The sequence below is a fragment of the Staphylococcus sp. FSL K6-0223 genome, assembly GCF_038008285.1.
On record NZ_JBBOYX010000001.1, the window covers coordinates 2,128,823 to 2,143,156 of the forward strand.

Annotated in this window: 13 protein-coding genes; all 13 read right to left on the reverse strand. The window is 32.8% G+C overall.

Translation table 11 applies throughout. The annotated features are described in order from the left end of the window. Nucleotides 1-16: 16 nt before the first annotated feature. The 13 genes from MHI13_RS10585 to veg all read right to left on the reverse strand — a co-directional run bounded on the left by MHI13_RS10585 (nt 17) and on the right by veg (nt 14,304). Nucleotides 17-298, reverse strand: coding sequence for an RNA-binding S4 domain-containing protein (locus MHI13_RS10585; RefSeq protein WP_017176416.1), 282 nt, complete (start codon nt 296-298; stop codon nt 17-19). Next, complete coding sequence (locus MHI13_RS10590) at nt 295-1,485, reverse strand: MazG nucleotide pyrophosphohydrolase domain-containing protein (protein ID WP_054105263.1); 1,191 nt, start codon at nt 1,483-1,485, stop codon at nt 295-297. The genes MHI13_RS10585 and MHI13_RS10590 overlap by 4 nt, the downstream gene beginning before the upstream one ends. 2 nt (nt 1,486-1,487) lie before the next feature. Further along, nucleotides 1,488-3,062, reverse strand: a complete 1,575-nt coding sequence (locus MHI13_RS10595) for a polysaccharide biosynthesis protein (protein WP_054105264.1) — start codon at nt 3,060-3,062, stop codon at nt 1,488-1,490. Beyond that, nucleotides 3,046-6,555 carry a transcription-repair coupling factor gene (gene mfd / locus MHI13_RS10600; protein WP_054105265.1) on the reverse strand — a complete coding sequence of 1,170 codons (3,510 nt, stop codon included), beginning with the start codon at nt 6,553-6,555 and terminating at the stop codon, nt 3,046-3,048. The genes MHI13_RS10595 and mfd overlap by 17 nt, the downstream gene beginning before the upstream one ends. Beyond that, on the reverse strand, nt 6,552-7,124 hold the full coding sequence (gene pth / locus MHI13_RS10605; protein ID WP_002449969.1) for an aminoacyl-tRNA hydrolase: 573 nt from the start codon (nt 7,122-7,124) through the stop codon (nt 6,552-6,554). The genes mfd and pth overlap by 4 nt, the downstream gene beginning before the upstream one ends. Before the next feature lie 542 nt (nt 7,125-7,666). Next, nucleotides 7,667-8,332, reverse strand: coding sequence for a 50S ribosomal protein L25/general stress protein Ctc (locus MHI13_RS10610; protein WP_054105266.1), 666 nt, complete (start codon nt 8,330-8,332; stop codon nt 7,667-7,669). A 172-nt stretch (nt 8,333-8,504) separates the two neighbouring features. Then, complete coding sequence (locus MHI13_RS10615) at nt 8,505-9,470, reverse strand: ribose-phosphate diphosphokinase (protein ID WP_002449951.1); 966 nt, start codon at nt 9,468-9,470, stop codon at nt 8,505-8,507. A gap of 211 nt (nt 9,471-9,681) precedes the next feature. Then, nucleotides 9,682-11,037 (reverse strand): bifunctional UDP-N-acetylglucosamine diphosphorylase/glucosamine-1-phosphate N-acetyltransferase GlmU, encoded by a 1,356-nt coding sequence (gene glmU / locus MHI13_RS10620; RefSeq protein WP_054105267.1) that lies wholly within the window; start codon nt 11,035-11,037, stop codon nt 9,682-9,684. Nucleotides 11,038-11,299: 262 nt separating this feature from the next. Further along, complete coding sequence (spoVG, locus tag MHI13_RS10625) at nt 11,300-11,611, reverse strand: septation regulator SpoVG (RefSeq protein ID WP_002449945.1); 312 nt, start codon at nt 11,609-11,611, stop codon at nt 11,300-11,302. A gap of 69 nt (nt 11,612-11,680) precedes the next feature. Further along, nucleotides 11,681-12,061, reverse strand: a complete 381-nt coding sequence (locus tag MHI13_RS10630; protein WP_002449962.1) for a RidA family protein — start codon at nt 12,059-12,061, stop codon at nt 11,681-11,683. 15 nt (nt 12,062-12,076) lie between these two features. Continuing rightward, nucleotides 12,077-12,901 carry a pur operon repressor gene (gene purR, locus MHI13_RS10635; protein WP_002449943.1) on the reverse strand — a complete coding sequence of 275 codons (825 nt, stop codon included), beginning with the start codon at nt 12,899-12,901 and terminating at the stop codon, nt 12,077-12,079. A gap of 14 nt (nt 12,902-12,915) precedes the next feature. Continuing rightward, entirely contained in the window at nt 12,916-13,764 is an 849-nt protein-coding gene (gene ispE, locus MHI13_RS10640) for a 4-(cytidine 5'-diphospho)-2-C-methyl-D-erythritol kinase (protein ID WP_054105268.1), read from the reverse strand. 276 nt (nt 13,765-14,040) lie between these two features. Continuing rightward, nucleotides 14,041-14,304 carry a biofilm formation stimulator Veg gene (veg, locus tag MHI13_RS10645; protein ID WP_002449940.1) on the reverse strand — a complete coding sequence of 88 codons (264 nt, stop codon included), beginning with the start codon at nt 14,302-14,304 and terminating at the stop codon, nt 14,041-14,043. Nucleotides 14,305-14,334 lie beyond the last annotated feature (30 nt).

Below are 14,334 nucleotides of genomic sequence, written 5' to 3' on the forward strand. Positions count from 1 at the left end.
ACGTTTCAATCATAGACTACACTTCTTCAGATTGTGCAGATGGTTGAACTCGTTCTTCTTTAATCAGTTCATACATATTTTTAGCATTTTCTTTTGAGGCATGTTCACTTAATCCAGTTACTTTAACCGTTACACGTTTTTGTCCAAAACGAATGACTAATTCGTCTTCCACTTTTACATCTGTGCCAGCTTTAGCTACATTACCGTTAATTGTTACACGTCCTTGATCACTAATTTCTTTAGCAAGTGTACGACGTTTTACAAGTCTTGATACTTTTAAATATTTATCTAATCTCATTTATCATTCTCCCCTTGTTGTAAATAATTTTTAAGGGTTTCTTCATTAAAATCCTTATTTTTGGTTTTATCATACAATGTCATAAAATGGTCTGCAAATACTTTCTCAAATTTCACACGAGGTATTTTACCTTCTTTTGCTTTTGCATTCTTCCAGACATCATTTAAATCTTCTATTGTTTCAACTGTTTTATCTCCGAATATGTGAGGATGTCGACGAATCATTTTAGCATTTAAACTTTCAATAACTTCTTTAATATCCATATATCCTTCTTTTTTACCAATACTCGCATGAAGTAGCACTTGTAATAAGATATCTCCGAGTTCTTCAATCATATGCCAATCATCTTCATTATCTATTGCTTCAAACAATTCAAATGTTTCTTCTAATAAATAACGTTTAAGTGATTCGTGCGTTTGCACACGATCCCACGGACAGCCTTTTTCATCATCCACTAGATGGTCAATAATATAAACTGCAAAATCAAAATCAGTATACATATCTTCATCACGCGTTATTTTAGGCACAAATACACTTGTCAGATTGTTAAACATATCCTCATTATGATCTAACTCAAATAACGGTACTTCTAATACTTTAGCGCCTTGACTATTAGCGCCTGTAACTATCTTCACTTTAAAATCGTCTGGATAACGTTCCATTAATGTGAGTTTAACATCTGCTGCAATCATCGCACTATATACTTGTGTAATGAGAGTATGTGTTCGAATATTTAATGTGTTTTCTTTCAAAATAGTACCATCTAATAATGTAAATCCATCATTAGGATCTTCATCGATTGCGACAAATATATCATCTATAAAACTTTTCCCACCTAAAATCTTTACATGTATATCATCATTATTTTTATTGTAATCAAGTAATTTAGCAGTCGTCGTTTCAGCTACACGAGGATGTCCAGGCACTACGTAAACAGTATCTTGTATATGCGTTTCTTCTATTAAAGTTTCAACAATATGTTGATACACCGCTTCAAATTGATCATACTTTTCGTACACGTCATCAAAACTTTTAAATTCAATGTCACTTTTTAAATCTTTAATAACAGGATGTTCGAGTGTCCTTGCATATATACTCTGTTGTTGTTTCAAAAAGCGATAGACACCTAAAGGTAAATCATCCATACTATGATTGCCTATACCAACAATGGTAAGGGTATGCGTCATATCTATCTTCCTTTCTTTATGCGATACAGTTTATCGCCGAATGGTAAGTGTTTTAATTCTTTATATCCTAAAATATTCATATACATAACAAGGAATAGGAATATGAGACCCCCTATTCCTACTATAATTAACAACTCAATTAGACTTCCTAAACGGCCTACAGAAGGTAATAGCATTCGCAACCCCTGTATGACTACTGACATTATAATGAGCGCACTCATCAATTTAACAATAAACGCGCGCATGCGATTAAAACGATAATATTTAACGACCTCATAATGTAAAATAGTAACAAATATCATAAGCGAAAGCACTGTGCTTATACTTGCACCTAAAATTCCCATAAAGTGAATAAAAATCACATTAAAGATAATTTTAAATAGTAGTCCTGACATCACACCAATAAAAATAGGGCGAATTTGATTCATCACTTGTAAAAGTGCGATGTCCATCATGATAAGCGATACACCAATTACAGTAAGCATATAAATACTAAGTGTGAAGCTTAATTGATCTGTTTTGAAAAATACATGGTTCATCATCGGTAGTATATTAATAAGACCTATACCTGCTGCTACGCTAATGAGTAGTGTGATTTTTAAAGATGCATTTGTATAACGATTCATAAGAACATGATTATGATCAGACATTGCATCTGTAAGTAATGGAATTAGGACAAAGCTAAATGTAGTTGTCACTATTAAACCTATTTGAATAAATGAAGCACCTCTATCATAGATCCCTTTTTGCATAATCGCTTCTCTAAATCCTAAACCATATGTTTGTAGTATATGAACGACTGTAAAACTATCTATAAATTGCCATAAAATAACTAATAATTGACTTAATGCAAATACGAGAGTCGCAAGTATTAGCTGTTTCCAAGGAAGAGGATATGAGTGCTGATTTAATTGTAATCGGAAAGGTCTTGTTGCTAATAAATATAGACTAGAACCTAAAAATCCAAGGGCTGAGGCTAATATTGCAAGTGCTCCAGCTTGATAAATGGTCCATTCTTTAAACATAAACATTAAAATAGCTATAATAATAACACACACACGAATACATTGTTCTATTACTTGTGAAATAGCTGGTATATTCATTTGTTGTCTACTTTGATAAAAGCCTCTAATCACACCCAGAATTCCTATAAACAAATAGCTAAAACTTGCCATTTTTAGCATTGGTGCTAAGTGAGCATCTCCCATTAACAGTGCTAATGGATGGGAGAATACTAAAATCACACTAAAAATAATAAGACCTATCATTTGAAATCTTAGAAGTGTTTTTGAAAATACTTCAGTTCCACTGTGACTTCCAAATACTTGAGTGACAGCACTAGGAACTGCATTCATTGATAGTATCATACCTAGCGCTACAATAGGATAAATTTGTTGATAGGCATATAATCCAGAGTCACCTAAAATATTTTGATATGGAACTCGATAAATTGCACTTAATACTTTAACAATGACTAAAGCAAGCGTTAAAATCACTACGCCATTAAATGCTGAATGTTGTCGTGAATTCTTAGAAGAAGATGAAACTTCAGATGACGATTTATAATTCGTACTCAAGTTCCATACTTCCTTCAAGACATTTTACTAAGAATTTTAAGTTTTCTAACCACTGTTTAGATTTTGTTAGAGTAATATGCATTTTACCTTCTTTAACACCCAACTTCATTGTTCGTCCTAAAGGTTGAGTTTGTTTAAATAATTCTTCACCATTTATCTGTTCTGTACCTTTAGTTGAAAGAAATACTTCAATTTGTTTTCCTTTATCTTTAATCAATGTCACGCCTGCATGTAAAGCATGTATTTTAATTTCTACCATTTCTAATAAACGTTCTACTTCTACAGGATAATCATTGAAGCGATCAAGTAATTCATCTTTCACATCAAAAAGCTGTTCTTCAGTTTCAACTTTACGCAATTTCTTATAAATTTCTATTTTAGCTTGTTCATTTTGAATATACTCTGCTGGTAAATACGCGTCTAAGTGTAATTCCATTTCAACATCTGGTGCATCAGGGGTTTCTTCTGTAATACCACGTTTTTCGTTTACCGCTTCTTCTAACATTTGAGAATACAAATCAAAACCTACTGAATCAATGAATCCATGTTGTTGCTTACCTAATAAATTACCGGCTCCACGTATATTTAAATCACGCATGGCAATTTTAAATCCTGAACCTAATTCAGTGAATTCTTTAATCGCTTGTAAACGTTCTTCAGCTGTTTCTGTTAATACTTTATTAGCAGAATGTAAGAAGTAAGCATATCCAATACGACTTGAACGTCCAACTCTACCACGTAATTGATAAAGTTGACTTAAACCAAAACGATCCGCTTCTTCTATGATTAATGTGTTCGCATTAGGCACATCGACACCTGTTTCTATAATGGTTGTTGTAACTAAAATGTCGTACTCTCCATTAATAAAACTCAACATGGTTTCTTCCAAATCTCGCTCTGTCATCTGTCCATGAGCAACAGCAATGTTTGCTTCTGGCATCAACATTTGTAACTGTTCACGCTTTTCATAAATAGACTGTACTTTATTGTAAAGGTAGAATACTTGTCCATCACGAGAAAGTTCACGTTCTAAAGCCTCTTTAATAAAATTACTATTTTGCTCTAATACATAGGTTTGTACAGGGAAGCGGTTTTCTGGAGGTGTTTCGATGACAGATAAGTCACGTACACCAAGCATACTCATATGCAATGTTCTTGGAATTGGCGTGGCTGTAAGTGTCAATACATCTACATTGGTTTTCAATGTTTTAATACGTTCTTTATGACGTACGCCAAAACGTTGTTCTTCATCGACAATAAGTAATCCTAGATCTTTATATTGAATGTCTTTACTCAATAGTTTATGTGTTCCAACAACGATATCAACGTATCCAGATTTTAGACCTTCTTTAGTCTCTCTAACTTCCTTAGCAGTACGGAATCGACTAATCAACTGAATTTCTACTGGAAAATCTTGCATCCGTTCAATCAATGTTTCGTAGTGTTGTTGCGCTAGAATCGTTGTAGGCACTAAAAAGGCAACTTGTTTGCCTTCCATGACAGCTTTAAAGGCCGCGCGTACAGCAACTTCAGTTTTTCCGTAACCCACATCTCCACATAATAAGCGATCCATTGGACGTTCTTTTTCCATATCTTCTTTAATTTCTTCAATAGATTTAGCTTGGTCTGGTGTAAGTTCATATGGGAAGTCCATTTCGAAATCATGTTGCTCAGCCGTATCTTCACCATATTGATAACCTACTGACATTTCTCGTTCTTTATATAGTGCAATAAGTTCATCTGCGATATCTTCAACACTTTGTTGTACTTTGGCTTTTGTTTTTTTCCATTCTGAGCCGCCTAGTTTATTTAATTTAGGCGATTTATCTTCTGAAGCAACATATTTTTGTACTTGATCCATTTGATCAACAGGTACAAAAAGTTGATCGGTTCCTTTATATTGTAATTTAATATAATCTCTATGGACGTCTCCAACTTCTAGTGTTTCAACGCCTAAATAACGTCCCACACCATGGTGCACATGGACAACATAATCTCCAACATTTAAATCTTGATAAGATTTAATTTTTTCAGCATTAGAAATTGTTTTAGTCCGTTTTCGTTGTTTTTTCTGTTTGGTTTTAAATAATTCTCGTTCCGTAATTACAACAAGTTGCATATAAGGCAGTTCGAAACCTTCTGATAGACTACCTTCTGTTACAATTGCTTGTCCACTTTCAATCTCTGAGTGAATATTTGTAACAGTAGGAATATGCATTTCATTAAGCATCGATTGAATACGCTCAACTTTCGTTTCAGTTTCTACAAGTACTACAATAGTGTAATTATTGCTTACATAACGTTGAAATTCTGAACGCATAATGTCATATTGTCCATAAAATTGTTGCACTGGCTTACATGAAAATTTAATAATATGTTGCAACTTCACTGGCATAGACGATGTAAATAAAGTGAAATATGTGACTGGATAATGATTGATTAACGTTTCAAACCCATCATATTCCATAAATGACTGCCCAATAAATCCGTTACCACTTTCAATTAAGTTCTGGATAAAATCATCTACTTCAGTAGTCAATGTCTTTTCAGTTTCTTTAATACGATTATATTCATCAACTACTACAATGGCATCTTTTTGGAAATAATCGATTAGTGTAGAAGGTGTGTCATACATAAAAGCAACTAGACGGCGAAGTAATTGATGATCAAAGAAAGTGGATTCAAATAATTTAAAACTTTCATATGTTTCTTTCAAATCATTTCGTACAGATTTATCAATTTTAGGACGTGTTTGTTCATATGCTTTTTGTAATTCTGTTTGAAGATGATTAATCACATCTTCCGTAATAATATAATCACTCGCTGTAGTGATATCTACCTTTTCAACATTATCATTTGAACGTTGTGTTTCTACATCAAAGTCTCGAATCGAGTCGACTTCAGTGTCAAACAATTCAATTCTAACTGGTTGACCGATAAGGGGGTAAATATCAATGATGCCGCCTCGTAGAGAAAACTCACCAATGTGAGAAACGACACTCTCACGTCGATATCCCATGTTGACTAGTTTATTTAAAAATTCATCCACATCGATATCATCGCCAACTTCTAAAGTCATTTGATGATATTTCCACAATTCTACTGGAGTTAACCATTTTTTCAAACCATTTAAAGGAACGATAAATAACCCTTTCTTATCATGAGATAATGCCGTTAAAGTTCTAACACGTTCACTCATAAGTTGTGGGCTTTGAGTTGAAAATTCCTCTGTCATAATATCTTGGACTGGATATTTATAAACTTCAGAATGATCAATGTATTGCAATATATCAGTTTCTAATTTGTCTGCTTGATATAAATTATTTGTGATTAATAGCATTTGCTTATCATCATTCAAGTATTTTTCAGCAATAATGGTTGCTTTGGCTGAGGGAGATAAACCTGTAACTAAAATATTTTGGTTGCCAAAGACTTCGTCAAGTTCCTGGAATCGTTTGTCATCTTGAATATAGTCAGAAATAATCGTTCTCAATTGACTTCTCCATTATATTCATTCATAACATGATCGAAACGAGACGTCTCAATAAATGCTTCCACTGCTTGTGCAGCATGTTCAATTACTTTTTCCATTGTCATCATTTCTTCATTCGAAAATTTTTGTAATACATAATCTGGAACTGACATACCATTCGTTGGTCTCCCTACTCCAATACGAATACGTTTAAATTGATCTGTACCTAAATGTTTAATAATCGATTTCATTCCATTATGTCCACCTGCACTCCCTTTTTGACGTAGACGAATATGCCCTTGAGATAAATCCATGTCATCGTATAAAACGATTAAATCTTCAACTTCTACATTATAGTAATCCATTAAAGGTCCTACAGCTTCTCCTGATAAATTCATCATAGTCATTGGCTCGATAAATAGCACTTTATCCCCATTTAAACGTTCAATAGTATAAGCGCCTTTGAATTTTTGTTTATCTAATGTAAATTGATTTTTATCTAAAATATAATCAATCACTTCAAAGCCAATATTGTGTCTTGTTCGTTCAAAACGTTTACCTATATTACCAAGACCCACAATACATTTCATACGTTGCAACCTCCATTGTGTTCATCTTTTTGATTGATTTGAACATTTAATTTAATATGTGTCGATTACTCCTTATTTTATAATATTACTCAATATAATACAAAAAGAGAGTAGGAAAGAAATTCAATGATTTCGTAACCCACTCTTTTATAAGTTATCAATCTTCAACTTTATTTTATTTTAACATTCATTTTTTAAATATCTGATATACATAAGAAAAAGCCTTCTACATATGAACATGTATCAGGCTCTTTCTATCAATTTAATTAAAGACATTCTCACTTAATATGTGTCGATTACTCCTTATTTTATAATATTACTCAATATAATACAAAAAGAGAGTAGGAAAGAAATTCAATGATTTCGTAACCCACTCTTTTATAAGTTATCAATCTTCAACTTTATTTTATTTTAACATTCATTTTTTAAATATCTGATATACATAAGAAAAAGCCTTCTACATATGAACATGTATCAGGCTCTTTCTATCAATTTAATTAAAGACATTCTCACTTAAAGTGAATACATAGTCATCAACGAAATTATTCTTCGTCTTTATTTTCTTCACTTTCTTCGTCTTCTTGGTCTTCACCAGCTACTTCAGGTTCTTCAGTTGCTGATTCACCTTCCATTGCTTCGATTTCTTCTTCAGAAGGTTCATCAGTTGGAGGAACTACTGTAACAACAGATTCTTCTGGATCGTTTTCAATTGTGAAGTCACCAGATACTTTAATATCCGCAACTGAATAGCTATCATTTATTTGTAAATCAGTGATATCTACTTCAATTGATTCTGGGATATTTTCTGGAGTTGCTGTAACTTGTAAATCAAATAATGGTTGTTCAACTACGCCGCCTTCTTTAGCGCCAACTGCTTCACCAACTAATTGAACTGGTACTTCAACAGTACGTTCTTCAGTCATGTTAATAGCTAAGAAGTCGATATGAGTAATTTGGTTTTTAAGTGGATCAAATTGATAATCTGATACCATAACTTTAATTGTTTTAGAACCCACGCCTAAATCAATAACACCGTTACGTCCAACTTCACGGATGACTTTGATGAATTCAACTTCATCTACTTTAACTGAAGTGTTTTTAGTACCATAACCATAAACAACAGCAGGTACTTTACCTGTATTACGTAATTTTTTAAGGTCAGAACGAGTTTGTTTACCTTGACGAATGATTGACTTTAATGAAGCCATTCGTATTTCCACCTTTCATTTTCAAGTTGAAACAATAATAATATATTGTCTTAACTTCTCCTCACTTGCCCATCAATTTAAACATTGCTTGCAAGTGTTTATTTATTCGTTAAATCACGAACGAATAAATTATACATGTTTAAAAATAATAAGTCAAACTCATTTGTAAATTTTAGTCAAATAATACACTTACTGACTCACGTTCATATACACGAACAATAGCTTGTGCTATTAAACCAGCTACAGATAATTCTTTGATGTTTGATGGTTTTTGACTATCGTCAAGTAAGATTGAATTCGTAACAATAAGTTCTTTAATCGCTGAATTTTCAATACGTTCTTTTGCAGGACCTGAGAGTACAGGATGTGTACAACAAGCATATACATCTTTCGCACCTTTATCTTTTAATGCTTGAGCAGCTAAAGTAATTGTTCCTGCCGTATCAATAATGTCATCGATAATAATAGCTGTACGTCCTTCAATTTCACCAACGATATTCATCACTTCTGCCACGTTTGGTTTAGGACGACGTTTATCAATAATAGCAATCGGAGTTTTTAAAATGTCTGCTAATTTACGTGCGCGTGTTACCCCACCATGATCCGGAGATACAACAACACATTCTTCTGGGTTGATGTTAGGATCATTTTCAAAATATTGTCCAATAATCGGTACGCCCATTAGGTGATCGATTGGAATATCGAAGAAACCTTGAATTTGTGGTGCATGTAAGTCTAAAGCAATCATACGATTTGCACCAGCAGTTTCAATTAAATTTGCTACTAATTTTGCAGTAATTGGTTCACGACTACGCGCTTTTCTATCTTGGCGCGCATAACCATAATAAGGAACAACAATATTGATATTTGCTGCAGAGGCACGTTTACATGCGTCAATCATAATTAGTAATTCCATTAAATGTAAGTTAACTGGATAAGATGTCGGTTGAATGATAAATACATCACAACCACGAATACTTTCTTCAATATTAATTTGAATTTCACCGTCACTGAAGCGTTTAACAGAACATTTCCCTAATTCGATTCCTACACGATCAGCAACCTCTTGTGCTAATGGTTCATTTCCCTTTAAAGAAAAAATCTTTAAAGACGAATTTTTGTACTCATTATTTAACATTTATAGTCCTCCAATTTTTTACTTAGACAATACTATTATATAAAAATTCTAGCATTTTTACTATATTCCACTAAAAACTGACCAATAATATGTTTATTACGTATCACTCAACTTGGCATGATAGTAATACATTCAAAATTTTATATTTATATATTCATTTATTCCCTTTAACAGAAAAATGACACAGTCTTTTTGTATCTTATATTAATCTTTAATTTTTATTGTAACCTTCTTTGGTTACTTGACGTGCGCGTGCTAATGCTAAGCTTTCTTTAGGTATGTCATCTGTAATCGTCGATCCTGCTGCAATTAAAGCGCCATCTCCTACTGTTACAGGAGCAATCAAATTCGTGTTACAACCAATGAAAGCGTCTTTTCCAATGATTGTTTTAAATTTATTTACTCCATCATAATTAACAGTGATTGAACCACAACCAATATTTGTACGTTCACCAACTTCTGCATCGCCAATATAACTTAAGTGTGATACTTTTGCACCATCTTTTAATTCTGCTTTCTTAACTTCTACAAAGTTACCCACTTTAACTTCAGCACCTAGATTTGAACCAGGTCTTAATTGAGCAAATGGACCAACTTTGGTCTTATTTCCTACACTAGAATCATTGATGACTGATTGTATAATATTAACTTTGTTGCCAATACGACTGTTGTTAATTTCTGAATATTGGCCAACGTGTGTATCTTCACCGATGAATGTTTTTCCATTGATACGTACGCCTGGTTCAATAACAGTATCCATACCTATCTCTACATCTGGACCTATAAATGTAGTATTGGAATCAATGATTGTAACACCATTTCTCATATGATGATGATTAATACGATGTTGCAACGCTTTTTCAGCATGACTTAACATGATTCGATCATTTACACCCATAATTTCATCAAAGTCATCAGTATGATACACTTCTGCTTTGCCATTATCTTCTAAAATTAAAGTAACGACGTCGGGTAAATAATATTCACCCTGTGCATTATCATTTTTAACTTGTTTAAGTTTTTCGAATAACGTTTTATTATCAAATGCAAATATACCTGAGCTGATTTCATTGATGTCTTTTTGAGCATTTGTTGCATCTTTTTCTTCTACAATGCGATTAAGGTGATGATTTTGATCACGTACGATTCGCCCATACCCGAAAGGCGTCTGAGCTGTAGCCGATAAAACAGTGACTTGTGCTTGTGTTTCTTCATGGTGTGTAATTAAACGTTGTAAAGTTTCTGAAGTAATAAGTGGTGTATCTCCACATACCACTAATGTTGTACCTTCTTGAGTATGTAAATGTTCTTCTGCCATTTTAACAGCATGTGCAGTTCCTAATTGTTCATTTTGATAACTATATAATGACTGATTACCTAATGTATCTTTTACTTGTTCTGCTCCGTGACCTACAATAGTGACGATTTGATTTACGCCCGCTTTTTTAACATTTGTCAGTACATGTTCAACCATTGGTTTACCAGCAACCTCATGTAACACTTTATATTTCTTTGATTTCATTCGTGTTCCTTTTCCAGCTGCTAATATGATTGCATTTCTTTGCATGAATAATAATCCTCCAATAAAATTTGCACTTCACAAGTAATTATAATTTAACTTAACTTATAGTTTCAAGATTTAACAAATTTTGTAAACAGAGTTTAATTATTTGCATCATGCATCTAATTTTTAAAAAATATCGATAAAACAATAAAAATGAGCACGAAACAAAATTCAAGTTTGAATTTAGAGTTTCGTGCCCACGTCATTTAGCTTACATAATTAATAAAATAAGCATTATCAAAAATATGATTTGCTTTTTGTTATTTTAAGCTTCGTCTGATTCTTCTGTTACGTCTGATGAAGCATTTTTATCTGGAATCACTTCGTCAGTTTCATCATATACTTTCATCACAGCATCCTGTATTTCTTGTCTCATTTCTGAATTGATTGGATGTGCGATATCGCGGAATTCACCATCTGGTGTACGTTTGCTTGGCATAGCAACGAAAAGACCTGAGTTGCCTTCGATTACGCGTAAATCATGAATTACAAAAGCTTCGTCTAATGTGATAGAAACGAGTGCTTTCATTCTGCCATCTGTTTGTATTTTTCTAAGTCTTACATCTGTCACTTTCATGCAGTGAGCCCCCCCTAGTATATATATCTTTGTGTGGTTAGAAGCATGACAATGTGTTAATTAAGTAAATTATATTCCTTTAACTTTACCTACTAATTCAATTTCAACTTTAACGTCTTTTGGTAAGCGAGACACTTCTACGCAACTTCGCGCAGGTTGATGCTCATTAAAATAGCTACCATAAACTTCATTAATTTGTTGAAATTCATTCATATCAGAAATAAAAATGGTTGCTTTTACAACAGAGTTTAAATCAGAACCTGCTTCTTCAAGTACAACAGATAAATTTTCTAATACTTGTTTTGTTTGTTCTTTGACATCGCTACTTACGATGTTTCCTTCAGTATCTAATGGAATTTGTCCTGATGTGAATACTAAATTATTCACGACCATTGCATGAGAATATGGTCCTAACGCTTCAGGTGCTTTATTAGTATTAATTGTTTTCATGGTGTATAACTCCTTTTAAGAAAATTTAGACAAGATATTACCAGGTTCAACTTTAAATTCTTGATTATATTCGTCAACATCTGATAATTTGACTAAAGAAGTATAATCCTCAATCAATCTTTGTTTTACTTCTTTTGATTCTACTAGTACAGATACCCCTTTCACCTCTGCTTTAAACTCATTCATAAGATTCATTACACCATTTATTGAACCGCCTGCTCTCATAAAGTCATCTACAACTAACACATTTGAGTTTTCGGCTAATGTGCGTTTCGATAAGACCATCGTTTCAATTTTTCTTGATGAGCCTGAAACATAGTTAATGGAAACCGTAGAACCTTCAGTAACTTTATTGTCTTTTCTAATAACTACTACAGGTAAATTTAATACGTTTGCTACTGCATTGGCAAGTGATATCCCTTTCGTTGCGATCGTCACTACTGCATCTAGTTTCTCATCCATGTAAATACTAGCAATGAGTTTCCCTACTTTATTAAGTAATGATGGGTTCCCAACTAAATCCGATAAAAATAAATATCCACCTGGTAATAAGCGCTCTTTTTCTTGTAGCATCGTAATGATTTCTTCTATAATTTCGATTGCTTCTTCTTTGCTCATCATTGGTTTATAGGTTACACCGCCGCTTGCGCCAGCTGTTGTAATTACAGTTCCTAATTTTTCTTTTTGGAACGTATTTTTGATGATTTGAACGTCTTCACTAATCGATGACTTTGCTTGTTTAAATTTTTTCACGAAAAAAGTTAATGGAATTAACTGATTTGGATGGTTCATTAAATATTGTGTCATAAAGACAATACGTTCACTTCTTTTATACCTCATAAGTTCCAGCCTTTCTATCCTAATAATCTTACTAAATACACTTCGTTACAACAGCCATTTACAGCATTATATACTTTCTTTGCTTGGCTCTCCTTTTGAGCGAATGCATATACAGTAGGTCCACTCCCACTCATTAGTGCTCCATCAGCACCACAACGCAACATATTATTTTTAATTTTTTTAATTTCTGGATACATGGACATAGAAACGGTTTCTAAACGATTAGATAAACTCTTACACAATTTCATATAATCTCCCTGTCTAATCGCTTCTTCACACATTTCTGTATGTACATCATAATCATCTTTCAAATTAAGTTCTTTAAAAATATCTGGAGAAGATATTCCAAGATTAGGTTTTGCTAATACCACCCATGCAGAAGGAGGTTTGTCTAGAAATTTAATTTTTTCGCCTCTCCCTTTACATATAGCAGTTTTATTATAGATGCAAAATGGAACATCTGTCCCAATTTGAAGGCCTAATTGGCTTAGTGTTTCTAAAGATGCGCCTAATTCATATAAACGATTAATTCCTCGCATCGTAGCAGCAGCATCAGCTGATCCCCCAGCTAATCCAGCAGAAACCGGAATATCTTTATCAATCGAAATCGTGACGCCTTGTTTAAGTTGATATGTTTCCATCATCAGTTTAGCTGCTTGGTAGGCGAGATTTTTATGATTATTAGTAACATAGTTATGTTCTATATCTACAACAATTTTATTATCATTTCTTTTCTGAAAAGACAATCTATCATTCAGATCTACTGTTGTCATTATCATAGCAATTTCATGGTAACCATCATTTCTTTTGAAAAGTGTATCGAGCGTCAAATTAATTTTGGCTGGTGCCGTTTCATATATCATTTTTCCGCCCTCTCTTCATCAATAGTATTAAAATGATTTTAACATAAAGACTTAAAATATTTGATAGTTACATTATAAATTATAATTAAAAGTTAATAAATTAGGAGATAAATGATCTTAATTTCAACTGCAAATCTTGATTTATTTAAATTATTATTTTATTAAAAGAGATTAAGAATTAAAAAGAGTGTTGAACTTAAACAGCCCAACACCCAATATGTTTTTAATGATAGAGTTTGTAGTACACTAAACAACTCTATATTTATATGTTCGAATTTAGTGTGCAACTACTTCTTGATGATTATCCTCTTCAAATGAAACTTGTACATTCTCTGTAAGAACATCCGTATATGTATACGACACTCTTTCAAAATTATGCTTATCTTGATCTAATTCAACAATAAATACTGAAGGATATGTCTCTTTTAACACTCCACAACGTTCGATTGTTTTTTTTCGACCACCGTTGGCTTTAAGTACAATACGATTTCCTAAATGACAATCAATAGAATTTTTGATGTCCAAAATTGATTTTGGCATATTGCTCCACCTCGCTACAGGTTACATAAT